At 64.5% G+C, this 23384-nt stretch carries 18 protein-coding genes and 1 pseudogene; 5 read left to right on the top strand and 14 right to left on the bottom strand.

Annotated features, from left to right (window positions below):
• Positions 1–4: 4 nt before the first annotated feature.
• Positions 5–955: an OmpA family protein gene (locus NQV17_RS31225; protein WP_257775221.1), complete on the top strand. Its 951-nt coding sequence runs from the start codon at positions 5–7 to the stop codon at positions 953–955.
• A gap of 40 nt (positions 956–995) precedes the next feature.
• Positions 996–1571, top strand: coding sequence for a DUF3592 domain-containing protein (locus NQV17_RS31220; protein WP_257775220.1), 576 nt, complete (start codon positions 996–998; stop codon positions 1569–1571).
• Between the two features lie 168 nt (positions 1572–1739).
• Here NQV17_RS31220 and NQV17_RS31215 read toward each other — a convergent pair whose 3' ends face one another.
• From NQV17_RS31215 to NQV17_RS31150, 14 genes and pseudogenes are all read right to left on the bottom strand, one after another.
• A complete protein-coding gene (locus NQV17_RS31215) occupies positions 1740–4034 on the bottom strand; it encodes a DUF2235 domain-containing protein (RefSeq protein ID WP_257775219.1) in 2295 nt (764 codons plus the stop codon).
• Positions 4027–4803 carry a DUF3304 domain-containing protein gene (locus NQV17_RS31210; RefSeq protein ID WP_124487919.1) on the bottom strand — a complete coding sequence of 259 codons (777 nt, stop codon included), beginning with the start codon at positions 4801–4803 and terminating at the stop codon, positions 4027–4029. Before NQV17_RS31210 ends, NQV17_RS31215 begins: the two co-directional genes overlap by 8 nt.
• 188 nt (positions 4804–4991) lie before the next feature.
• A pseudogene (locus tag NQV17_RS31205) lies at positions 4992–5796 on the bottom strand (hypothetical protein).
• A 13-nt stretch (positions 5797–5809) separates the two neighbouring features.
• A complete protein-coding gene (locus NQV17_RS31200) occupies positions 5810–6832 on the bottom strand; it encodes a DUF4123 domain-containing protein (RefSeq protein ID WP_257775218.1) in 1023 nt (340 codons plus the stop codon).
• Positions 6832–9393: a type VI secretion system Vgr family protein gene (locus tag NQV17_RS31195; RefSeq protein WP_257775217.1), complete on the bottom strand. Its 2562-nt coding sequence runs from the start codon at positions 9391–9393 to the stop codon at positions 6832–6834. The genes NQV17_RS31200 and NQV17_RS31195 overlap by 1 nt, the downstream gene beginning before the upstream one ends.
• Positions 9394–9460: 67 nt before the next feature.
• Positions 9461–10582, bottom strand: a complete 1122-nt coding sequence (gene tssA, locus NQV17_RS31190) for a type VI secretion system protein TssA (RefSeq protein ID WP_257775216.1) — start codon at positions 10580–10582, stop codon at positions 9461–9463.
• A 44-nt stretch (positions 10583–10626) separates the two neighbouring features.
• Positions 10627–13296: a type VI secretion system ATPase TssH gene (tssH, locus tag NQV17_RS31185; protein ID WP_257775215.1), complete on the bottom strand. Its 2670-nt coding sequence runs from the start codon at positions 13294–13296 to the stop codon at positions 10627–10629.
• A 40-nt stretch (positions 13297–13336) separates the two neighbouring features.
• Positions 13337–14437 (bottom strand): type VI secretion system baseplate subunit TssG, encoded by a 1101-nt coding sequence (gene tssG, locus NQV17_RS31180; RefSeq protein WP_257775214.1) that lies wholly within the window; start codon positions 14435–14437, stop codon positions 13337–13339.
• Entirely contained in the window at positions 14401–16236 is a 1836-nt protein-coding gene (gene tssF / locus NQV17_RS31175; RefSeq protein ID WP_257775213.1) for a type VI secretion system baseplate subunit TssF, read from the bottom strand. The genes tssG and tssF overlap by 37 nt, the downstream gene beginning before the upstream one ends.
• Before the next feature lie 77 nt (positions 16237–16313).
• Complete coding sequence (gene tssE / locus NQV17_RS31170; RefSeq protein ID WP_044845929.1) at positions 16314–16799, bottom strand: type VI secretion system baseplate subunit TssE; 486 nt, start codon at positions 16797–16799, stop codon at positions 16314–16316.
• 62 nt (positions 16800–16861) lie between these two features.
• The gene (locus NQV17_RS31165) at positions 16862–17365 is read right to left on the bottom strand and encodes a type VI secretion system tube protein Hcp (RefSeq protein ID WP_006477093.1); all 504 of its coding nucleotides are present in this window, start codon (positions 17363–17365) and stop codon (positions 16862–16864) included.
• Positions 17366–17435: 70 nt separating this feature from the next.
• The gene (gene tssC, locus NQV17_RS31160; RefSeq protein WP_006751237.1) at positions 17436–18926 is read right to left on the bottom strand and encodes a type VI secretion system contractile sheath large subunit; all 1491 of its coding nucleotides are present in this window, start codon (positions 18924–18926) and stop codon (positions 17436–17438) included.
• A 15-nt stretch (positions 18927–18941) separates the two neighbouring features.
• Positions 18942–19457, bottom strand: coding sequence for a type VI secretion system contractile sheath small subunit (tssB, locus tag NQV17_RS31155; RefSeq protein WP_257775212.1), 516 nt, complete (start codon positions 19455–19457; stop codon positions 18942–18944).
• 34 nt (positions 19458–19491) lie between these two features.
• Entirely contained in the window at positions 19492–20139 is a 648-nt protein-coding gene (locus NQV17_RS31150) for a M48 family metallopeptidase (RefSeq protein ID WP_257775211.1), read from the bottom strand.
• A 378-nt stretch (positions 20140–20517) separates the two neighbouring features.
• Between NQV17_RS31150 and tssJ the strand changes: the two genes are divergently transcribed.
• The 3 genes from tssJ (at position 20518) to icmH (ending at position 23357) form a co-directional block, all read left to right on the top strand.
• Complete coding sequence (tssJ, locus tag NQV17_RS31145; RefSeq protein ID WP_044845932.1) at positions 20518–21129, top strand: type VI secretion system lipoprotein TssJ; 612 nt, start codon at positions 20518–20520, stop codon at positions 21127–21129.
• A gap of 102 nt (positions 21130–21231) precedes the next feature.
• Entirely contained in the window at positions 21232–22578 is a 1347-nt protein-coding gene (gene tssK, locus NQV17_RS31140) for a type VI secretion system baseplate subunit TssK (RefSeq protein WP_124487867.1), read from the top strand.
• On the top strand, positions 22575–23357 hold the full coding sequence (gene icmH, locus NQV17_RS31135; protein ID WP_257775209.1) for a type IVB secretion system protein IcmH/DotU: 783 nt from the start codon (positions 22575–22577) through the stop codon (positions 23355–23357). The genes tssK and icmH overlap by 4 nt, the downstream gene beginning before the upstream one ends.
• Positions 23358–23384: the final 27 nt, after the last annotated feature.

Genomic DNA, 23384 nt, shown 5'->3' with positions numbered 1-23384 from the left:
CGGGATGCAACGCACGATTCAGGTCCGGCGCACGCGCTTGTCGCCCTTCGTATCCGCTCTCGCCGCCGCGGGCCTCGTCGCCTGCGGCGCGGCCCATGCGCAGAACACGGCCGGCGCGACCGTCACGCCGGTCGGCAACGGCACGGTCGCGACCGCCGCCCTGCCCGCGAACGCCAACCCTGGCGCCGCGCCGGCTACGGCGTCCGGCACGGTGGTGCGCGGCACGGCCGGCACGATCGCGCCGCCGCCCGCGAACGCGACGCCCGGCCAGGTGGTGGTCGGCGGCAAGGTGCCCGACGAGGCGACCAAGGCCGCCGTGCTGCAGAAGCTGCGCGACACCTACGGCGCGGCGAACGTGGTCGACCAGATCGAGGTCGGCGACGTCGCGACGCCGCCGAACTGGAGCGCGAACGTGCAGAAGCTGCTCGGCGCTCAGTTGAAGCAGATCAGCAAAGGCCAGCTGAAGATCAACGGCACGCAGATCGAGATGAAGGGCGAGGTGCACAACGAGGCGCAGCGCCAGCAGCTCGCGAGCGACATGGCCAATACGCTGAATCCGACTTATACGATCAAGAACGGGCTGCGCGTGTCGGCGTCCGAGCAGGGGCTGCTCGACCAGACGCTCGCGAATCGCACGATCGAGTTCGAAACGGGCAGTGCGACGCTGACGCCGCAGGGCAGGCAGATTCTCGATCAGATGGCGGCGGCGCTCGCGAAGATGCAGAACCGCACGGTCGACATCATCGGGCATACCGACAACTCGGGGAACCGGACGTCGAACATTGCGCTGAGCCAGGCGCGCGCGGATGCGGTGAAGGGGTATCTAATCACGAAGAGCATCCCGCCGCAGCAGATGACGACGACAGGGGTCGGGCCGGATCAGCCTATTGCGCCGAATGATACGGCCGAAGGGCGGGCGAGGAATCGGCGGATCGAGTTCCGGGTGGGGCAGTAAGCGGAGCATTCGGGGGCATGGCGAGAATCCAGCAATTCCGATGAAATTCGCTCTGCGCTGCTTGCGATCGGCCATTCTTCTGGTTTTCGGTGCGGTCTTCGTGCTGGTGGGCGCATCGGGCGTCATCAATTCGGCCATCCTCGTTCGCGCTGGCGCATGGCCTCATGTCCCCGCCTTCGTCGAGCGATGCGAGTTGTCTCTGCGATATGGCAAGTCCGACGTGACATGGGAGGCGCGCGCCGTCTTCCGCTATGGTGCCGGGCAGACGCAGCACTACGACACGACGTGGCAGCCTGCCGGGTCGCCTGTTTATTCGCGCTCCGCCGCGTCGAACATCGATCGCGAACAGTTCGCCGCGTTCACGAAGACGTATTGCAGCGCAGCCGCGAACGATGGGCTGCGCGTTTCGCCGATGTTTCCGGGTATTGCGCGGCGCAACGAAGCGGTTGTGGGCGGGGAATGGGTACGAGAAATCGGGTTCGGCCTGTTCGCCTTGGTCGGCGGGTTGATGCTGTGTGCGGTGAGCATTTCGCTGCTGCCTTGGATTGAGGATCGCAAAAGGCACGCGGTGAAGCGCAAAGCACGGCGCGCGCGGAATCGCGCCAGCGGTGCGTGATGCGGACGTGCAGGCGGGTTTCGCGGAGTTGCTTGCAGACGAGGCGCCACGCTGAATCTGCCGTGAGTCGATGTTCGGCGGTTCAGCATTCGAATATTGCGGTCATCTCGCGGAGCGCTCTTCCCTGATAGACAGCGAGGCTGGCGCTCCGTCATCCAGCAACGCCGCTCAATGAATGGGGGGAGTTGTGCCGCCCTTGTAGCCCCGCGCCCATTCCTGGCTCTGCTTGGCCGCCTGGTCGATACGTGCCGCGGCAAGATCGTCTTTCTTGCGCTGCTTCGCTTCCTTTGCGAGATCGCTCGACCCGAACGTATCCTTGTCGCGAGTGCGGAAGTACAGTGACGGCGCCAGCACGTGGTCTTGCCAGCTCGTCAACAACGTATCGTGGACAAGCATGTCGAACAGCGCCATGACTTCCTGCGGAAGCGGATGCTTGCCTTCGGCCCCTTCCTTCCAGGCCGACACCAGCTCCATCTCGGCTTCCGGCAGCATAGCCGCCTCGATCGCGTCCGCGCTCGCCTTGTTATTGGAGTCCCACGAATCCGGCATGTTACGGATACGCTCGGCGGATTGCTTCAGGCCGTCCTGATACGACGCGCGGCGCAGCTTCTTTGCCGCTTCCTTCTCGAGACGCTCCCAGACCGTCGAATAGTCCTTCGGCGCTTCCGCGATCAGCTTCTCATAGCGCTTTTGTGCCGCGTCGCTCGCTGCCTTCATGCCCCGCAGCTTCGCCTGGTCCTCCTGGCTGCGGCTGGCCAGCATGCTCATGTTGATGCCTTGTCGCTGCAGTTCCCAGTCGAGTTGCGACTTCGCCGTCTTGCGCTGCAGGTCAGCGTCGCTCATGTTGCGTTTCCAGTCGGCAACCGGGTCGGCAATCGTGCGGCGGAAGTCGGGATCCATGTAGCGGGCTGCGATCCAGCGCATGAAGACTTTCGAATGCTCCATGAAGTCGGCGCCGGGCTTGCGCGGGACGAGGGTGCGGTAGGCGTTGACCAGCGCCTTGATTCGATACTCCTTACCACCGTACTTGATCGGATCCGAGAGCTTGAAACGCTTGAACACCGGCGCGTTGTACAGGTACAGATCCTCCATGGTGTCCATGACCGCGCCCGCCTTGATCGCTTCCAGCAACATGTCTTGCAGCGGGACTCTCATCAATTCGGCATTGAGCCCCATGGCCCCGCTCGGCGCGCCGCCGACGACATCACAGCTCGTGCCCGGATAGAGAAACTGTTCGCCACGGGTTTTCTCGAGACTGTCGAGTCGCTGATAGAAGCGCATCTCATGCGCAGCGGCAAAATGAACGCAGCGCTGCACACTGGCCGGGATGGCGAGAGGACGATCCTTGAAGCTGGTTTTGAGCATACCCAGATAAGGCACCATTCCGATCAGCTCGCCGGCCTCCTCCGACATGATGGACGAAACTGCATCGAGCAATCCGACGAATTTGATCTGAATCGGCACACCGTCAATAGCGAGATCCGTGTCGTCCCTGCGCTTGTATTTCTCCGCCAGATCGTTGATGAACGCACGTGCGAGCACGCACCCTCGATCCGCGCCGAACACCGAAACCTCGATCGCCCGAACTTTCGGCATCTGGCTCTTGACGGCCTCGTACGCAGTCTTGAACTGGTCCTTGGCCGCGATCAACCGCGTATCGACACCTGTGCCGAAAGCTTTGGCCATGACGGAATTGTCACGCACGATCGGCACGTTCTCCATCGCTATACCGACAAAGAGGCTGCGAGCGACCGCCCAGCCCGCCTTCATCGGAGTGCCTTTGACGTTGTTCTTGAAGTCGTTCTTCGCGTTGCGCCACAGCAGCGTTCCGGTCGCCTTGGTTCGTTCCCAGTATCGCTCCGGCGATGCATTCAAGACGTTCATGACACGCCGCGCCTGAGCGGGAATGCGTTCGATATCCTTCCGAAGATCCTGGAATGCCTTGTCGATTGGTCGAAGCGAGAAATCCCCCTCGAGGAACCCATCGATGAGCTGCTTCTTTACGTCGTCGACACGTTTTTTTACGCTGGCCTGCTTGAGTGGCGTATTGACGCGCGTGAACGACTTGGCGACCGATTGCGCTCCGCTCAACGCCTTCTTGCCCCCCATCTTGCTCGCGGCTACGGCAGCATTGATCCATTCCTCGGCCTTGGCTGACTCGTTGAGGGGCGTGCCCAATCCCGAATAATAGAAGCGAAACCAGAACTGATTCGCGGGCCGTCTCGGATCCTCCATATCGCGATGCGCTTCCCAGAGCCGGGCGATATTGGAGTATTGCGAACTCGATGGATCGTCGATATCGCGATGGCGTCCGAATGCATCGAAGAAAAAGCCCATCCGAATCGTCGCGCCGCACGGCATGCAATCGCCCTTCGGGTACATCGTCGCATTCTGGTTTGCGATTTGGGCGTATACGGATGTCGGCGTCGCGTCATCCGGATCGAGTTTGACTCTTTCAGCCATGCTTTTTCTCCTCGACACGCGGCGGCGGAACCAGCCCGTCGGATATGGGTGGCACTGCGACCGGTTCGAACTTGTCGCTCGTCAATTCAGACAGAACATTCTTCGGCAACGATTGCATGGACTTCGCAAAAGCGCCTGGCTTGCCGGCATCCGCTTGCAACATGCGCTGGATCTCCGGATGCGAGTCGAAGCGACTGTTCACGAGCAGGTTGTAGTAAGCGTACTGCTTCAAATCGTCGAGATCGACGAGGCGGTACTTCAACCATGCCAACGCAACAACTCGAGCGACACGACGAAACTGCTGGTCTTCACGCTCGTCGTACCGCTTGCTCAATTGCGCCTGATACCTGCTCGCCATCCAGCGCGAAACATCGATCATCGGAATACGCGATTCGTCCATCAACGCGCCAGGAAACTGAAGCTCGACGTGACGATCCGGATAGAAGTGAACCTCGAGGATTCGATCGCCTACCTTCTCCGGAACCTGCGATGGGGGCAACGTCGCCTTTGCCTCGGCGTGAAGCGTTTCCTCATTGCCTTTATGCCACTGGTCGACGTCGACGTAATTCCACTTGACCGTGAACTCGGTTCCCTGGAGCTTGTAGCAACATGTCACTCCGCCGCCACCACCCGGCAAGCTGTTCCCGCCACCCGCCTTGTTTCCGTGGGCATCGGTGATCGTGAATCCGTCCAGGTTGTACGGCAGATAGTTGTGAGCGATGACCGAAACGCCGCTATATGTCGGCTCCGACTTGCCACACGCCGCCATGGCCGTCACGAGCAGACACCCAGCCAGAACACGGCTCGCCAGCCCCGAAAATCCCGTCGCGCTATTCACTGATGTTTTCCTTCCGAATATTGTCCAGCATGCGTTGCAGGCTTATCCCACGCATCGGTATCGTTCCGTCCGTCACGTAAGCTGCCCTTCGCTCATAGCCCGAACCTCTCTCCACGAAATCAACCATGTCGCGCCTCGTCCACACGCGGTGACGGCAGCAAGCCGTCAGGAAGCGCCGGGACAGCCACGGGTTCGAAGCGGCCGCTCGCCAAAGCCGACAGCACGTTCTTCGACAAGGTCTGCATCGACTTCGCGAACGTACCGGGTTGACCGGCATCAGTCTGCAAGATGCGCTGGACCGTCGGGTGCGAATCGAATCGACTGTTCACCAGCAGGTCGAAGTACACGTATTGCTCGAGATCACGCCAGTCGGTCAGCCGATATTTCAGCCATGCAGCAGCCACTGCACGCGCGATGCGACGATGCGATTGCCCGTCCGTATCTGCAAATTTCCTATCCAGTTGCGCCTGATAACGAGTCGCCATCCATCGGGAAACCCCGACGATCGGAATACGCGACTTGTCGAGAAGTTCGCCCGGAAATTGAAGCTCGACGTGACGATCCGGATAGAAATGAACTTCGAGAATGCGGGCGCCGACCTGCTCAGGAACGACCGACGGTGGCATCACGACCTTTGTCTCGACCTCCTGCATGTGCGAGTCGTCCATCGTCCATCGGTCTGCATCGTAATACTTCCATTCGACCGTGAACTCGGCGCCCTTGAGTTGGTAGCAACACGTCACGCTCCCCCCCACCTGCACCCGGCGGGTCGTCCCCGCCCCCGCTTGCCTTGTTTCCAAACGCGTCCATCACGGTGAAGCCGCTCATGTTGTACGCCAGATAATTCCGACCCATTACCGAAATTCCGCTATACACCTGCTCCGACTTGCCACACGCGCTCAAAGCCGCCGCAAGCAGGCACATCGCCAGCGCGGACCTACGCCACGCCACGAAGCGCCTCCATCGATTCCCGCTCGTGCGCATCGCGGATCGCATCCCATGTCGCGTCGTCGATCGCCGCCAACGCGTCATTGAGCGTCGTCTCTCCATGAGCCACGGCTCCAAGGCACACCCGCACCGCCGGATGCTCGTCGAACCGGGGCGCAACCAGCACGCCCGTCATCACGTAGCACTGCAATTCCGCTTCTTCGGCAATCCCGTGCGCTGCTGCGCGTTCGAGTTGCTCGACAACCTGATCATGGAGTTCCGCATCGGACAGGTGATCGACCACCGCCGCCATCGTCTCGCGAAACTTCAGCACGAGCTTGTCCGGGTACCCGAGCTCGATCAGTAGCGCGTGCTGCCGCTCGCTGAGGTCCGGTGCGTCGCTTGCCGACATCACACCTTCAACCGCCGGCGTGTCGTTGCGCCACACGACTTCGTCGAGCCGACGATCGCGATATCGGATCTCGCTAAACGGCGCGACGAACCGCTGCGCCTGCGTGTCGCTCCACACCTGTCGGAGCCGCCCGAATACATGATTGTCGAAGAAGAACAGGTAGTACGCGCGACCGTTCGGCAGCGCATACTTCACGTACTGGCGCAGATGTGCATCCAGCGCGTCGAACGACCACGCCGAGCACAACCACGTCACCGCATGCAGATCGACGGCGTCCAGCCATAGTTGACGCAGCACGCGATGCTGCTCCGCATCCCCGCCGTCGAGTGCGCGACTGTCGAACGCAATCAGATACGGTGCGATATCCGTATAGGCATCCAGCCCGGTATCGGTCCAAAGGGACGCGTAACGCAGGCCGCGCACGGCTGCCAGCTGCGTGTCCAGCTCCTGATAACCGCGCGTGTCGACGAGCACGTACAGACGCATCGGTCTGCCGTCGCCGGCCTCGTGCTCCAGCGATGCCTTCAGCGTCTCCACGAATGCCGGCCATTCACGCTCGCGCGGATTGGGCCCATCCGCCGCCATCTCGATGGTGTCACCCGTATCGTTGACTTCGTCCATCAATCCGCCTCAACCATCGATTCACGACCGCTATGTGCATTCAGCACGCATTGCTTGCACGTGCCGCCCGGCATCGCGGGCAGCGGATACTGCATGCTCGTCGGTCCGCTGAACTGGTGTTGAGCGCCCTTGAAATCGACCTTCCCCGGCGCGTGAATCTCGATGTTGCCGCCCTTGATCCGGATATAGGCGCCACCCGACGTGAGCAGGATCTCCTGCTTCGCGGCCACGTCGACGGCCTCGGTCGCCGCCATCATCTTCACGGTCTTCTGCGCTGTGAGTTCGATGCTGTCCGCATGCGCCTGAACCTCGACCTTGCCCTTCGCGGCGAACAGCTTCATCCCGGCGTTCTGCGCGAACAGGCTGATGCGATCCCGGATGCCGGCGATCAGCGACTTCCCGCTGGTAATGAATGTACTTTGACCACTGACGATATTGGTCTGCCGGTCGCTCGCCAGATGCACCGACTGCTGCGACGCCACCCCGATCCCCGCCGGGCTCGCGAACAGCATCACCGGCTCCTTGAACGCATTCGCATTCCCCGTCCCGCCGCCTGCAGTCCTGCCGCCGCCCGAGGCTGCCCCCGCCACGCTGTTCTGCGTCGCCTCGGCGAATTGCTTGAGCGCATCGCGACCGGTACCGAGACTCTCCGCCTGATGCATCTCGCTGACCTGCGACATCGATTCGATCAGCCCCTCGGCATTGCCAAGCTGCTGCTTCGCCTCACTCACGTCGAGTGGCTGGCTGTTCGCCTGCTTCGGATGCGTCGTCACGTACAGGCCCTGCCCGGCCCGCATCGCACCGTATGCATCCGTGCGCAGGTCGAAACCGGAGCCGAGATACGCACCGCGCGTGTTCCCGTTCTGCTCGATCAGATAGCCGAGGTGAAGCAGCGAATTCGCGCTGCTGCTGAACAGGCGCGCGCGGTTCTGCCCGGTCGCGTCATCGAGCACCATCTCGTTGTGCCCCGATCCCGCATACTCCTTCGACCGGAAGCCCGACAGGATCCCGTTGCTATGCCACTGTGGCCTGGTCGCACCGTTGTACACGCGATGCATGACGATCGGCCGGTCGCAGTCGCCGCCGATGTAGCCGATCAGCACTTCCTCGCCGACCCGCGGAATATGCACGCCGCCGTACCCGCCGCCGGTATCGGACTGCACGACACGCATCCAGCACGACGCGTTCTCGCGGCCTTCGCTCTGGCGGTCCCAGACGAACATGACCTTGATCCGGTTCAGCTCGTCCGTATAAACCTCTTCGCCCTTCGGCCCGACGACGATCGCCGTCTCGAGCTGCATCGCAGGCTTGCGATGCTCGAACGGGCTGCGGTACGGCACGCTCGCGCGCTGCGCTTCGACCTCGACGAGATAGAACCCGGCAGAGCCGTCGTCATGCCCAACTTCGAACGCCGCCGCTTCCCCGTGACCGGCCTTCACCTGCGCCAGCTGGTCCTGCAGGCTATGCGGAAAACTCGCTTCGTGGTCCGAAACCGGCAGATTGTTCTCGATGTACCGCGTGACGCCGATGGCCGCGAACTCGCGCTCGCCCGCCGAATCGCGATCGTGCTCGGGATGACCGCTCAGCGTGAAGCGCCGGCCGGCATCGATCGCGCGTACGCCGCCCACGCCGAAGAAGCGCTTCGCGCGCGACTCCCATTCCTCGAGACGAATCTTCGACAGGTGTTCGCCGCGGTCCTGGCCCGGATACGTGTACGCGCCGGTGTATTCGTAGATTTCCGCCTGGCCCGGCAGGTCGCCCTGGCCGGCCTTGGTCGGCAGCGACGTGCCGTTCGGATTGCCCGCCGACGACGGCGCTTTGTAGTCGAACGTGCGCGTCGTGTGCAGCGTGCTTTGCAACGTCCGCGATGCGGTCCATTGCGTGAACCCGGCGGTTTCGGTGCCGCTGCCGGAACGATCGAACGTGACGACATTCGGCGACAGCGCATCGACCGCATGCACGTCGTCGGTGATGACGAGCGTATGCGCCTTCCCGTCTTCGCTGTGCCGCCAGAACCCGAACAACCCTTCGTCCTCCATCAGCCGATGCACGAAGTTCCAGTCGGTTTCGCTCTGGCGACAGTACGACCGGGACGGCAACGGTTTCGACAACGCGAACTGGTATCGGCCCCTGGCCTGCGGATGCGTATCGAACACGTCGGAGAGAATCGCGTCGACCGGCTGGTCCTGCCAGTACCGCATGTCGCTGCGGAACTTGAGGAAATGCATCCACGACGCGAAGCGCAGCTGGTAACTCGACAGGCTGCCGTCGGCGCCGAGCCGTCGCGCCGTATGGACATAGCCGTTGATCGGCAGATACGACTTGTCCGCCTGCTGGATCCACAGCGTGATCGGCTGCGCGATCAGCGTCTTGAGCTCGACGTCGCTCGCGGTGGACACCAGGTCGAGCGCCACGCTGAAATCGCGGCCGAGCGCCGAACGGGTCACGGCGCGGCGCGGCACGAGCGCATTGTTCGGCAGCGACGGGATGTCCGTCTTCAGCAGCCGATCCTGCTGGATCAGGCCACCACGAATCGCCTGTGCCAGTTCGGTCACGTTCATGCGTCACCCTTCTTCTCGTTCATCGCGAGCCCGCCGGGCCCGCGCTCTCAGGTCAAAAAACGGCGGCTCACGACTGCTCGTCGGGCCTCACCCCCAGCAGCTCGCGGATGTGCGACAGCGACCCGTCGTCCTTCACGACGCTCTCGAGCCACTTGTGCAGCGGCATGTCGGCCCATTCGGCGGCCTTGTCCGCGAGATACGCGACCGGGCTGTGCGGCTCGGTCTGGCGGAAGTAGCGCGCGACCGCACGCAGCTGGTCGACGGCCTGCGCACGGTTCTGGATGCCGGCGATCATTTGCGTCACCGGCGGACGCGGAGCGGTCTGCGACTGCACATGGGTCTCCTCGGTGTGGAACGCGTCGCCGAAGCTCGGCTCGATGCGCTCGGGCTGCGCCTGCGGCGCCGACGGCGCATGCGGCGCGCTGCCCGTATAGCCCTGCTCGCGCGCGAAGCGCTCGACGAGCCGGTACACGGTCTCGAACGCGTCGCGCGTCTGCCGGAAGCTCGGCGCCGAATCGCCGGCGCGTTCGACGAGCCGCTCCTCGAACGCGTCGAGCGAGATTTCGAACGCCTTCAGGTTCGCGAGCAGCGTCGTGTAGAACGCGATCGACGTCACGCGCCGCGACGCATCGACCTGCTCGACCGACGGCTTGCCGCGCGCGATGTCGTCCGCGTGTTCCGGATCGCGCTTCACGGCCTGCGCCACATGCTGCGCGACTTCCCAGTCGAGCGTGGTGAACGCGTTCGATGCGCCGTCGGTCACCGGAATGCCGCGCAGCAGCTCGGCCGTGCGGCCGGACAGCCACGCGATGTTGCCGAGCCGGTATTCGACGTCGTCGCCTTCCGGCAGCGGATGCACGGTGTCCCAGTAGTCGCGGCACAGGCCTTCCAGCAGCGCATAGCCTTCGGTGAGGCCGGTGATGCCGTCCTCCAGCGCGAGCGCCTCGGTCAGCCATACGGCGAGCCGCAGGTCCTTGGTGCGCGTGCGCAGCAGCGCGCCCGCGTGATCGACGACGAAGCCCCAGTCGGCCTCCTTGATCTCGGTCACCCACTCGCCCTGGTCGAGCGTCGGATCGTCGTAGCGCCGCGCGTCCTGGATCGCGTCGAATTCGTTCGAGAACAGCAGGTCGTCGCCGCTGGGCGACGCATCGCTGATCGGCGTCAGCAGCTCGGGGAGATTGATCGGCATGGTTCAGTGAATCCGTTGATGCATGAGATGTCGCGTGCGGAGGCTCATTCGACCGTATAGGCGAATTCGCCGGCCTCGTCCGCGCGCACGGCGATGCGCGCGATGGCCGCACCGTCGGCGATCCGGCCGAGCACGTGGCCCGCGATCTCCGGCAGCAGCGTGCCGTTCAAAATGTGGTCGACGTTGCGGGCACCCGAATCGACCTCGGTGCAGCGCGCGAGCACCGCGTCGACGAGCGATTCGTCCCACTCGAACGCGGCCTTGTGGTTCGCTTCGATGCGGCGACGGATCCGTTCGAGCTTCAGCTCGATGATCTCGGCCAGCACGTCGTCGGAAATCGGGTAGTACGGCACGACCTTCATCCGGCCGAGGAACGCCGGCTTGAACGTCTTGTACAGCTGCGGGCGCAGCGCCTCGGCGAGTGCGTCCGGATCGGGCAGTTCCTCGGCCGGCTTGTTCAGGCACGCCTGCATCACCGCAGCCGATCCGACGTTCGACGTCAGGATGATCAGCGTGTTGCGGAAGTCGATCTCGCGCCCTTCGGCGTCGTCCATCGTGCCCTTGTCGAACACCTGGAAGAACATCTCGAGCACGTCCGGATGCGCCTTCTCGACCTCGTCGAGCAGCACGACGGAATACGGGTTGCGGCGCACGGCCTCGGTCAGCACGCCGCCCTCGCCGTAGCCGACGTAGCCCGGCGGCGAGCCCTTCAGGCCCGACACGCTGTGCGCTTCCTGGTACTCGCTCATGTTGAGCGTGACCATCTTGCGCTCGCCGCCGTACAGGATGTCGGCCAGCGCGAGCGCCGTCTCGGTCTTGCCGACGCCCGACGGCCCGACGAACATGAACACGCCGCGCGGCTTGTTCGGATCCTCGAGGTTCGCGGTCGCCGTGCGCACGCGCTGCGCGATCGCGTCGAGCGCATGGTCCTGGCCGATCACGCGCGCGGTCAACAGCGGCTGCAGGTTCAGCACGGTGTCGATCTCGTCCTTCACCATCCGGCCGAGCGGAATGCCCGTCCACGCGGCGACGATCTCGGCGACGACGTGGCCGTCGACCTGCAGCGGCACCATCGGCTCGCCGCCCTGCAGCGCGTGCAGCGCCGCGACGCGTTCGGCCAGCTTCTCGCGCGTGGCCGGCACGTCGACCGGCTCGCCGTCTTCCGACGGGCCGCGCGCCCGGTCGAGCGTGTCGCGCAGTTCGGTGATCTCGACGACGATCGCGCGCTCGGCTTCATAGCGCGCTTCGTCCTCGGTCAATTGTGCGAGCGCCGTGTCGCGCGCGCCGCGCAGCTCGCCCAGGCGCTCGTCGTGCGCGGCGCCGCCCGCTGCTTCGCGCTCCAGCGACGCGATTTCCGCGTCGATGCGCTCGATGCGCTTCTTCGTGTCGTCGATCGCCGCCGGCGTCGCGCTGTGCGCGAGCGCGACCTTCGCGCACGCGGTGTCGAGCACGCTGATCGCCTTGTCCGGCAGCTGACGGCCGCTGATGTAGCGATGCGACAGGCGCACGGCCTCGGTGATCGCATCGTCGAGAATGCGCACGTTGAAGTGCTTCTCCATCAACCCGGACATCCCGCGCAGCATCGCGGCCGCGAGCGGCTCGCTCGGCTCCTCGACCTTCACGACCTGGAAGCGCCGCGCGAGCGCCGCATCCTTCTCGAAGTACTTCTTGTATTCGCTCCAGGTCGTCGCGGCGATCGTGCGCAGCTCGCCGCGCGCGAGCGCCGGTTTCAGCAGGTTCGCCGCGTCGTTCTGGCCGGCCTGGCCGCCCGCGCCGATGATCGTGTGTGCCTCGTCGATGAACAGGATGATCGGATGCGCACTCTTCTTCACCTCGTCGATCACGCTCTTCAGGCGGTTCTCGAACTCGCCCTTCACGCTCGCGCCGGCCTGCAGCAGGCCCATGTCCAGCACGTGCAGCGCGACGCCGCGCAGCGGCGGCGGCACATCGTCGGCCGCGATCCGCAGCGCGAGGCCCTCGACGACCGCCGTTTTGCCGACGCCGGCCTCGCCGGTCATGATCGGGTTGTTCTGGCGGCGGCGCATCAGGATGTCGATCGCCTGGCGAATCTCGGCTTCGCGGCCGATCACCGGGTCGATCTTGCCGTCACGCGCGCGCTGCGTGAGGTTGGTCGTATACGTGTCGAGCGCGGGCGTCTTCGACGGGCCGGCCGCGGGCGCGGCGCCGTCGGCGGCCGGCGCGACGTCGCCGCCTTCCGCATCCGCCTGGCGCGGCTCGGCCTCGCTCGAACCGGCCATGATCTCGTCGAACTTGTGCTTCAGGTCCGTCACGTTCATTTCCGCGAACTGCGACGACATGCGCTGCGCGAACTGCGCGAGATCGGGCGCGGTCAGCAGCGCGAGCAGCAGGTGCCCCGAACGGATGCGGCCGAGCTGCGAATCGAGCGACGCGATCAACCAGGCCTGTTCGAACAGCGCGATCAGGTGCACGGAAAACACCGGCGTGCGCGTGTTGCCCGTCTTCAGGCGCGTGAGTTCGCGCTCGAGATCGGCGCGCAGCGCATGCGGATCGACGCGGCTCGCACGCAACGCGAGCGGCAGGTCGCCCGTCGCCTGGTCGAGCAGCGCGAGAAGCAGATGCTCCAGATCGACCTCGTAATGGCCGCGCGCCAGGCACGCGCTCGCCGCGCGCTCGGTCGCGTGCCGGCACAGCGGGTTCAGTTTCGTGATCAGGGTCTTCAGAGGCGTGCTCATGGCGTCGATCTCAGGTTCGATTGTTTGTTGTCGTTCGGAATCAGTGAATCACGTGCAGTTCGTAGCGGGCGTCCGAGCGGTCTTCGGCCGCGTCGCGGGTGCAGAGGAACGCGTCCCAGCCGAGCCGCGAGCCCGCGCCGAGCACGCTCGCGCCGACCTCGGTGCGTTTCAGCACGAGCTTCACCTCGTATTCGAGCGTGACGCCAGCGAGCAGCGTCAGCATGCGTTCGAGCGCGACGGCCTGCGCGCCGCCGGGCAGGAACGCCTCGTAGTCGCGCTTGGACAGCGGGCCGACGACGATCCGCGCGCGCATGTCGCGCTGCCATACGCGTTCACCGACGAGCGCCGTCGCGCCGAGCACCGCGTTGACCTCGCCGAGCACGCTCAGCTGGTCGGGCGGCACGTCGTACCACTTGCCGACGAACTGGTCGATCTTCACCGGCACGCGGAAGTAATCGGACAGCGTGCGCTGCAGGTAGGCGGCCGACATCGGCCGGTGCCGCGCGGCGAGCGCGTAGCCGGCGACGGCCTCGTCGAGCACGCCGCCCGCGCCGGCCGCGAGGCTGTCGCGCACCTCGTCGCTCGGCACGCCGGCGATCGCGAGCAGGAGCGGCAGGTAGCGCTCGTCGCGGTCGAGTTCGTAATGGAACGGCAGCCGGTATTTCTTCCACGCCGCGTAGAACAGCGCGGTCGCGCGGTTCGAGAACACGTCGAAGAAGGCGCGCGCCGCGTGGTCGCGCTTCAGGTGCTCGCGCGCGACGATCTGCTCGGTGTAGTGCAGCGGCAGCGCGCCCTGCCCGCCGAGCAGCCCGAAGAATGCGGGTGTCAGTTCGACGTGACCGAGCTCGCCGGCCGCGAGCGCGGCACCGCGATCCTCGCCCGAGTCGAGCAGCGTGCCGTCGTCGTCGAACGAGCGGGCGCCTTCGATCTCGCTCGGCGGAAAGCCGAGCGACAGCGTGTTGCGGAATTCGATGCGCTGCGCGACGACGTCGCCCTGCCGCCACGCACCGGGGGCATCGGACGCCTGCCGCGCAAACAGCCCTTCGAGCACGCGCACCGCCTGGAAGAACTCGAAGCGGTGCGGCTCGTCGAGCAGCGCGTCGACTACGCCAGGATCGATTCGCCGGTGCGGGGCTTGCATCGAATGATCTCCTCGCCGGTGCGCTTCGACACCACGACTAGTTGAACGAAACTGTTGAGATGGACGTACAGCCCGAAGAAGCTATCGAGCACGCGTACGAACGATGCGAGGCTCGCGCCGACGAAGTGCTCCTCGTCGATCGTCAGGCGGATCTCGATGCCGCGCACGAAGGTCGCGAACGGCTTGCCGGGCAACCACTGCACGGCGCCGCGCTGCTCGACGCCGGCGAGGCCGTCGATCTGGCGCATCGACACGGCGGTGCGCCGCAGGTCGTACAGCGTCAGCATTTCCTTCAGCGGTGCGAGCCCGTGCGCGACCAGCGACACGTGGTTGAGCGCGAGATGCGACACGAGCCGCCAGTGCGCGGCGCGGCCGCGCTCGAAGCGCACGCTCTGCGTCGGGCGCCGCAGCATCGAGATGCCGCTCGTCTGCGCGCCGCCTTCCTGGAACAGGTCGCCGCCTTCGAGGCCGAAGGCGAGCATCGCCGGCAGGTCGCGGTTCGTGCAGGTGAGGTCGAGGCTCAGCGTGTCGGTCTGCGGCGAGGTCGGCTCGAAGTCGATGTCGACGATCGAGATCTCGGTTTCGTAGCCGGGGCTTTTCTGCGCGACCCAGTCGTTGCGGCGTGCGAACCAGTAGTGACCGATCCGTGCCGATTCGCCGTGATGCAGCGAATAGAACGGCCGGAACTCGATCACCGATTCTTCATGCGCCTGCTGCCGGACGAGCTTCACCGAATCGATCGAGTACACCTCGTACGCGAACGCGCGGCGCGCTTCGGCGATTACCGGGTACGACACCGCGCGGTGCGTGATGCGGATCGGCTCGCCGTGCTGGCGGAACAGGTTGACGATCGGCGTGCAGAACAGCCGGAAATGGCTGGCCGTCAGCAGCTCGAGCAGCCGCGCGACGTGCGAATCGCTGCGCACGTCCTGCAGCACCAGATGCAGCGTCGCGCGCTGGCAGCGGCCCGACGCGCGCGCGATCGCCGCAAGGTCGAAATCGACGAAATCGAACTTGTCGGGGAACGCGAAGTATTCGGTGAGCAGGCGATACGCGGGGTGCGACTTCGCCGGGTAGTCGATCAGCGCGTCGTCCTCGTCGAAGCCGGCGTGCGCGATCGGCAGCTTGCGCAGCGCGGTCCAGCGGCCGTTGCGCTCGGGCTCGACGTACGCGCCGAGCACGTTGACGAACAGGCAGTCGGTCAGCGCGGCGACGAACGACTGCTCGCCGTGCAGGTGCGCGCGCAGCGTCGCCAGCTTCAGCGCGCCGAGATCGAGCTGCGCGGCGAGCGATTCGAACGTGATCGAGATCACGCCCGTCGCATTGGACGGCAGCACCGTCGCGCTCGGCGCGAGCGCGACCGGCGTGTAGCGCGCCTCCGAGATGCGGATCGGCGCGAGCGTCACGTCGTAGGCGGTGCGGAACCGGCACTGCACGCCGCGGATCGGGCGGCTCTTCAGCTCGGTACCGCGGTCGATCACGACCGGTTCGGTCTGCTGGCCGGGCGACGCCGGCGTGAACTGCGCGATCGAGCACGACGGGAACGGCCGCAGGTAGTGCGGATACAGCACTTCCAGCAGCGCTTCGGTGAATTCCGGGTAGTCGTCGTCGAGCTTCTTGTTGATGCGCGCGCCGAGCAGCGCGAACGACTCGATCATCCGCTCGACGTGCGGATCCTCGCAGTGCTCGCCCGACAACGCGAGCCGCGCGGCGATCTTCGGATAGCGCTCGGCGAAATCTCGCGAATAGCGCCGCAAAAACGATAATTCGCGCTCGTAATACGGCAGCAATTCTTCCATCGACGACCCCGAACCTCAATATTTCCTGCCGGACCCTGATCCACCACCGGGCGGTCCGGCCCGCTCGGCAGCTCGATTCACAGCATTCTGGCCGCGCGTGCGCGCGTGACCGAATACTGCAGCGTCGACGGCTGCAGCATCGCATCGAAACTCACCGGCTCTTCGGCCGGGTGCACGACGAGCAGCGCCTGGATCGCGAAGTAAAGCGCGTTGGTCGACTGCTCGTTCAGCTCGAACGTCACCTGCACCTGCTGCAGCCGCGGCTCGTGGCGCGCGATGGCCTGCTGGATCGACTTGCAGATGAACGCGCGGTCATAGTGACTCGCGAGGCTCAGCCCCGCGAAATCGTTCAGCCCGTAGGTCAGCACCGACTTCTGGCATTCCGGCAGCGCGGCCAGCTCGATTTCGGTGTGCGCGATACGGGTGTTGAGGATCGCCTCGACGTCGCGGGCGACCGTGTTCTTGAGCTCGTCCAGCGACAATTGCCGCATCGCGGCCGAGGCCGGCAGATGCGGTTCGTCGTCGAACAGCTTGTCGAGAAAACTGGGTTCGAATCGTTTCATCGGCCGGCGTGCACAGCGAAAACGGCAACGGGACGCCGAGCGCCCCGTTGCCGCAACCGACCTTAGACCGCGTAGGTCTTGTCGTTCTTCGTCAGGCTCCAGGCGCCTTGCGTGTTGCCGCCCTGGTTGCCGCCGATCTTCTGCTGGGTCTGCTTCCACTGCACGGCCGCGTACTTCAGCGAGAACGTCTCGAGCGGCAGACCTTCTTCGCGAACGCTCGGCGCGATGCTCGAGATGATCACGTACTTGAGCTTCACTTCCAGATACTGCACGCGCTTGCCTTCACCGTCCGCGCGCGAGAAATGGACCGTCACTTCGTCGAACGTGGTGCCGCCCGATGCGTGCTGGTACAGCAGCGGGCTCGACGAATCGATTTCCTTCGTGAAAATCATGTCGCCGTGCTCGCAGCGCGTCATCGTGTGACCGCCTGCGGTCGATGCCGTTGCCGAACGCGGCTGAACGATCGAGTGATCCCACGATTTCAGCTCGATCCAGCCTTGATGGTCTTTGTCCGCGGATTCGCCCTTCACCGCCGGACTACCAAACTGCAGGTGCATATGTAACATGGCCCTTCGACTCCCCAAAGAGGTGGTTTTAACGTCCTACCCAGGCGGCCCGCCCGGGCGATTTACTCGCTTATGAATTTGCCGGTTTGGGCAGATCAGCGACAAGTCGCAGAGAAATCGAGAGTTCGTCGAGCTGAAAGTGCGGACGCAGGAACGCGACCGAACGATACGAGCCCGGCTTGCCCGGAATCTCCGACACTTGTATGGATGCCTCGCGCAGCGGAAATTGCGCCTTCTGTTCCTGCGACGCGTTGTCGTCGAGCAGGACGTATTGCGAAATCCACCGGTTGAGGAAAGTCTCTACATTCTGCGCCGATGCGAAGCTGCCGATCTTGTCCCGCATCATCGCCTTCAGGTAGTGCGCAACGCGCGATACCGAGAAGATGTACTGAAGCTGGGCGGACAGGACGGCGTTCGCATTCGCGCTGTCGGTGCTGTATTTTTTCGGTTTCTGCACCGATTGCGCGGCGAAGAACGCAGCGTAATCCGAGTTCTTGCAATGCACGAGCGGGATGAAGCCGAGGTCGCTCAGCTCCTTCTCGCGGCGATCGGTGATCGCGATTTCGGTCGGGCACTTCAGCGCGACTTCACCGTCGTCGGTCTTGAACGTGTGCGTCGGCAGGTCCTCGACGAGACCGCCGCCCTCGACGCCGCGGATCGCCGCGCACCAGCCGAAGTCGTCGAATGCGGCCGTCAGGCGTGCCGCGAAGGCCCACGCTGCGTTGCACCACAGGTACTTGTCGTGCTCGGTGCCGTCGACGTCCTCGACGAAGTTGAAGTTCTCCGCGGTCTGGCCGTCCTTCGGATTGAACGGCAGGCGGCCGAGGAAGCGCGGCAGCGTGAGGCCGACGTAGCGCGAGTCCTCCGAATCGCGGAACGACTTCCACTTCGCGTATTCGACGGTGTCGAACACCTTGCCGAGATCGCGCGGCTTGCCGAGGTCGGAGAACGACTCGAGGCCGAGCAGCTCCGGCGACGCCGACGCGATGAACGGCGCGTGCGCGGCCGCCGCGACGTGCGACATCTGCTCGATGAAGTACATGTCTTCCGGCTGGCGCGAGATCTCGTAATCGCCGATCAGCGCACCGAACGGCGAGCCGCCGAACGTGCCGAACTCTTCTTCGTAGACCTTCTTGAACAGCGCGCTCTGGTCGAACTCGCTCGCGCCCTTGAAGTCGCGCACGAGGTCGCGCTTCGGTGCGTGCAGCGCCTTGATCTTGATCGTCTGACCGGTGTTGCTTTCCTTGACCAGGTAATCCATCCCGCGCCACGTGCTTTCGAGGCGCTGGAATTCCGGCGCATGCATCACCGCGGACAGCTGCGTGGAGATCAGGCGATCGAGTTCCGCGACGCGCGCGTCGATCGTCGCCGACAGGTTGTCCGACACGATCACCGTGCCGTCGAGCACCTGGTGCACGAGTTCGCCGATCAGGTCCTTCGCACGTGCATGCTCGGAATCGGATTTCGCGACCTTGCTCTTCTCGACGATGTCGTCGAGCAGCGAAGTCCCGGCGGCGTATTCCGCGCCGCTCGCTTGGGCCGCAGCCGTTTGCTGGTTCATCTCAACACTCCGTCGTCATTCGCCGTCTTTGTCGCCGCCGGTGCCCTTCGCGAGCTCCTGCAGCTGCTGCGTGTTCTTCAGCACTTCGGACAGCAGGTCCTCGAGCTTGTCGTTGCCGGCGAGCTTGTTGCGCAGGTCGGCGAGCTTCGAGCGCGCCTCGAGCAGGCGGCGCAGCGGCTCGACCTGTTCGACGACTTCGTCCGGGCTGAAATCCGACAGCGAACGGAACTTCAGGTCGACCGCGAACTTGCCGCCTTCCGGGCTCAGGCGGTTTTCCACCTGGAACGCGGCACGCGGCTCGATCGCCTTCATCACGTCGTCGAAGTTGTCACGGTCGATGTTGACGAACTTGCGGTCGCGCAGCTTCGGCTGCTCGACTTCCGACTGGCCCGCCAGATCGCCGACGATCCCGACGACGAACGGCAGTTCCTTTACCTCGATCGCGTCGCCCTTCTCGACCTCGTAGGTCAGCTGGACGCGCGGCGGCCGTATTTTCTGCAAGCTTTTCTGAATGCTTTCTTTCTTGGCCATCTCGACGGCTCCCAGGTTAGTTGTGGTTATCGCGTCAGTTGCGCAGTGCGCTGAACGGATCGGCGCCGCCCTTCTGCGGCGCGGTGTTGCCCGACGCCGTCGGCGTGGTGGCAGCACCGGCGGCTACCTCGGTTGCGGCGCCGCCGCCGGCGCCGGCCTTCGGACGGTGAATCTGGCGACGCACGACCTTGCGGGTTTGCGCCTTCTGCTCCGGCGGGAACAGCGCCGATTCGCCAAGCGTGTCGCGCAGCTGCTTCGCGAGCGCCTGCGCGTCCGACTTCGCATCGCCTGCGAGCGACGAATCCTGGCGCAGTTCGCCGAGCGACTGCGTCGCGATCCGCAGCCCCGCGACCGCGAGCACGCTCTTCGCCTGACGGTCGGTCGCATCGCGCTGCAGCGCTTCCTGCGCGGCGACGATCGCCTGGCCGTAGTGGTTCTGGGCAAACTGGATCTGCGCGATGCGCGACCACGGTTCTTCGCGCGTCGGATCCGACTTCGCGAGCTGCTGGTACAGGCCGAGCGCCTTGTCCTGGTCACCCGATTTCGCGACGGCGTCCGCATCGGCCAGCGACTTGTTGAACACCTCGGCAGACGGCGGCGCCGGCGGCTGGCTCGCACAACCGGCGATCACGCCGCAAGCCAGCACTACCCCAGAAAGTTTTGCGAAGAGACGGTCTTTCATCGTTATATCCACCGGCGCGTGAGTATTAAAATCGTTGAGAATCTGGTTCTTTTGCTTTGCAAGAAGCGCGCGGGTATAGTACCGATCAATTTTTCATAATTCAATCGCTGCGTGCAGAGTAATTCCTTTTAAAATCGTGCGCTACCCCCTCGAAACGCCTCTGGCAGCGGCTCGCCGACGGCTTTCGCACCGACCGGAATGCGCAAGTTTTACTTGGCCGGCAACGCCTCGCGCGAGCGACGGAAAAAATTTCCGAAGGCACGCTGCCGGGCACGCGTGCTTAATAGTTGAACGGCCGATACGCCGGGCATACGCGGCGAACGCGGAAATACCCGGCAGTTTTGACAGGGGAGTTAAAGGCGGCACGCCGGAAACACGATGAGATCGTCCATGATTCGCTATGCGCTGCCGCTGATTGCCTGCGCGCTCCTGGCCGGATGCGCGGCCGCCCCGCTGCTCGGCTCCGCCGCGAGCGCCGTCATGCAGGCCGCCGGCGTCGGCAAGCCCGACGTGCCGGATGCCCAGAAACCGCCGCGCAACATCGGGCTCACGCTCGCCGCCGCGCCGAACCTCAATGCCGCGAACGATCACAAGCCGCTCGCGTTAGTGGTCAGGCTCTACGCGCTGAAGGATCCGACTTCGTTCCAGCAGGCGCCGTTCGACGCATTCACCGATCCGACCAAGGAAAAGGCCGCGCTGGGCGCCGATCTGCTGAACGTGCGTGAAATTACGCTGATTCCGGGCCAGCGCTATACGGCAACCGAAAAGCTGTCGCGCGAAGCGCAGGCATTCGGCATCGTCGCGCTGTTCCGCGATCCCGCAATCCAGCGATGGAAACTGACGTTCGACCCGGCAAAGTCGGAGAAATCCGGCATAATCATCGGCCTGCATAATTGCGCGATGACGGTCACCGACGGCTCTGTCATCGCACCGCAACAGGGTGCGCCTTCGCAACCGCTGAATTTGCTTTCGTCGGTGACCTGCGGTTAAACATGACGCACGAATGTCATTTAACAAGAGTTAACAAAATGGCGATTAATTCGGGCACGAACAAATCGATTACATCGCAACGCGACATTAACCGGATTTGACATGAGTTATTCGGCCAAGGTGCTGTGGGGGGAAGGGCTGTTCCTCCGGCCTCAACACTTTCAGCGGCAGGACGCGTACCACGAGGCGCGCCTGTTCGAATCCATCCAGGCGATCCAGCCGTACAACTGGGGCGTGCGCTCGGTGCGCATCGACCGCGATGCGCTCGGCAGCAACGTGCTGCGCGTGGCCGAGCTCGCGCTCGTGTTTCCGGACGGCGCGCTTTACGCCGCGCCGCAGGCCGACGACCTGCCGCCGCCGATCGCGCTCGACACGCTGCCCGACGGCATCAACGAATTCGTGTTCTACCTCGCGCTGCACCCGCTGCGCGAGAACGGCACCAACTACAGCGACGATCCGGCCGCCGGCTTCATGACGCGTTTCGTCAGCGAGCAGACGAGCGTCGCCGACAACTTCACCGACGCCGCCGAAGCCGACATCACGTTCCTCAAGACGCAGGTCAAGCTGATCGCGCACAGCGAGCCGCGCGACCAGCTGCTGTCGGTGCCGCTCGTACGCGTGCGCCGCACAGCGACGTCCGGCTTCGAGATGGACGACAGCTTCGTGCCGCCGTGCCTCGCGATCGACGCGTCGCCGATCCTGCACCAGCGGCTGCGCCAGCTCGTCGACGCGCTGCAGGCGAAGGTGAACGCGCTGTACGGTTTTCACCGCGAACCGTCGAAGAACATCATCGAATTCCGCTCGGGCGACATCGCGTCGTTCTGGCTGCTGCACACGGCGAACGCCGCGTTCGCGACGCTCGCGCACCTGCACCAGCACGCGGCGCTGCATCCGGAGCGGCTGTTCCAGGAACTGCTGCGCCTCGCGGGGCAGCTGATGACGTTTTCGAAGGGCTACACGCTCGCCGACCTGCCCGTGTATCGCCATGACGATCCGGGCCCGAGCTTTGCGCGTCTCGACCTGATGCTGCGCGAGCTGCTCGACACCGTGATCTCGACGCGCTACTTCGCGATCACGCTCGACGAGGTGCGTCCGTCGTTCCACCTCGGCCGCCTCGATTCGGGCAAGATCGACGACAAGACCGAGTTCTATCTCGCGGTGTCAGCGGACATGCCGAACGTCGAGCTCATCGATGCGGTGCCGGCGCGCTTCAAGGTCGGCGCGCCCGACGACGTCGACAAGCTCGTGCTGTCGGCGATGCCCGGCGTGCGGCTGTCGTACATGCCGCAGGTGCCGCCCGCGATTCCGGTGCGGCCCGGTGCATGCTATTTCCAGCTCGATTCACGCGGCGCGTTGTACGAGCGCATGCTGCAGGCCCAGTCCGCGATGATCTACGCGCCGACTGGCATCAATGACCTGAAATTCGAACTGATCGCGGTCACATCATGAGCTACGCGCCTTCCCTGTTCGGCGACAACGCGCCGGCCCCGCTGCATACCCCGGCGTCGACCGACGCCGCGTTCCAGGCCCGTTCGCTGCTCGACCTGCTGTACGACGGGTTCTTCATGCTGTTCCTGCTCAAGAACGGCCGCGAGCCGGACAGCGCGAGCGAGTTCAGCACGAAGATCCAGGAGTTTCTGGCGGATTTCGAGCGTGGCGCGAAGAAGCTGAACATCCCGGCCGAGGACGTGTATGGCGCGAAGTTCGCGTATTGCGCGGCGGTCGATGAAATGGTGCTGTCGTCGCATTTCAAGATCCGCACCGACTGGGAACGCCGGCCGCTGCAGCTCGTGCTGTTCGGCGAGCAGCTCGCGGGGGAGAAGTTCTTTCAGTATCTCGAGGAATGTCGCGCGCAAGGCGCGGCGCGGTTGCAGTCGCTCGAGGTGTTTCATATGTGCCTGCTGCTCGGGTTCCAGGGCAAGTATCTGCTCGAGGGGCCGGAGAAGCTCGCTTACCTCACCGCGCGGCTGGGGGATGAAATCGCGCATATGAAGGGCAAGCGGGCGGCGTTTGCGCCGCATTGGCCGCTGCCGGATCAGATCGCGCATCGGCTGAAGCGGGAGGTGCCGGTTTGGGCGATCGGGGCGGTGTTTGCGCTGGTGGCCCTGCTCGGGTATCTCGGGCTCAATACCTATCTCAAGGACAAGACGCTGCAGGCGTTGGCGCCTTATTCGCAGGTGATCAAGGTCGGGCCGGAGTCGGCGAATTTGACGATTTCGTTGCCTTGAGGGGCAGGCTTTTCGTTCGGATGTTGA

The sequence above is a fragment of the Burkholderia sp. SCN-KJ genome (assembly GCF_024656005.1).
GTDB lineage: Bacteria > Pseudomonadota > Gammaproteobacteria > Burkholderiales > Burkholderiaceae > Burkholderia.
This window is presented reverse-complemented; position numbering and strand designations above follow the sequence as displayed.

Excerpts from the sequence above, each read along its gene's own strand:
- tssG (WP_257775214.1), bottom strand. The coding sequence starts at position 14,437 with ATGCAAGCCCCGCACCGGCGAATCGATCCTGGCGTAGTCGACGCGCTG.
- NQV17_RS31195 (WP_257775217.1), bottom strand. The coding sequence starts at position 9,393 with ATGAACGTGACCGAACTGGCACAGGCGATTCGTGGTGGCCTGATCCAG.
- NQV17_RS31150 (WP_257775211.1), bottom strand. The coding sequence starts at position 20,139 with ATGAAAGACCGTCTCTTCGCAAAACTTTCTGGGGTAGTGCTGGCTTGC.
- NQV17_RS31210 (WP_124487919.1), bottom strand. The coding sequence starts at position 4,803 with ATGGCGGCGTGTGGCAAGTCGGAGCCGACATATAGCGGCGTTTCGGTC.
- NQV17_RS31220 (WP_257775220.1), top strand. The coding sequence starts at position 996 with ATGAAATTCGCTCTGCGCTGCTTGCGATCGGCCATTCTTCTGGTTTTC.
- tssE (WP_044845929.1), bottom strand. The coding sequence starts at position 16,799 with ATGAAACGATTCGAACCCAGTTTTCTCGACAAGCTGTTCGACGACGAA.
- NQV17_RS31165 (WP_006477093.1), bottom strand. The coding sequence starts at position 17,365 with ATGTTACATATGCACCTGCAGTTTGGTAGTCCGGCGGTGAAGGGCGAA.
- tssK (WP_124487867.1), top strand. The coding sequence starts at position 21,232 with ATGAGTTATTCGGCCAAGGTGCTGTGGGGGGAAGGGCTGTTCCTCCGG.
- tssJ (WP_044845932.1), top strand. The coding sequence starts at position 20,518 with ATGAGATCGTCCATGATTCGCTATGCGCTGCCGCTGATTGCCTGCGCG.
- tssA (WP_257775216.1), bottom strand. The coding sequence starts at position 10,582 with ATGCCGATCAATCTCCCCGAGCTGCTGACGCCGATCAGCGATGCGTCG.
- icmH (WP_257775209.1), top strand. The coding sequence starts at position 22,575 with ATGAGCTACGCGCCTTCCCTGTTCGGCGACAACGCGCCGGCCCCGCTG.
- NQV17_RS31200 (WP_257775218.1), bottom strand. The coding sequence starts at position 6,832 with ATGGACGAAGTCAACGATACGGGTGACACCATCGAGATGGCGGCGGAT.
- NQV17_RS31215 (WP_257775219.1), bottom strand. The coding sequence starts at position 4,034 with ATGGCTGAAAGAGTCAAACTCGATCCGGATGACGCGACGCCGACATCC.
- tssB (WP_257775212.1), bottom strand. The coding sequence starts at position 19,457 with ATGGCCAAGAAAGAAAGCATTCAGAAAAGCTTGCAGAAAATACGGCCG.
- tssH (WP_257775215.1), bottom strand. The coding sequence starts at position 13,296 with ATGAGCACGCCTCTGAAGACCCTGATCACGAAACTGAACCCGCTGTGC.
- NQV17_RS31225 (WP_257775221.1), top strand. The coding sequence starts at position 5 with ATGCAACGCACGATTCAGGTCCGGCGCACGCGCTTGTCGCCCTTCGTA.
- tssF (WP_257775213.1), bottom strand. The coding sequence starts at position 16,236 with ATGGAAGAATTGCTGCCGTATTACGAGCGCGAATTATCGTTTTTGCGG.
- tssC (WP_006751237.1), bottom strand. The coding sequence starts at position 18,926 with ATGAACCAGCAAACGGCTGCGGCCCAAGCGAGCGGCGCGGAATACGCC.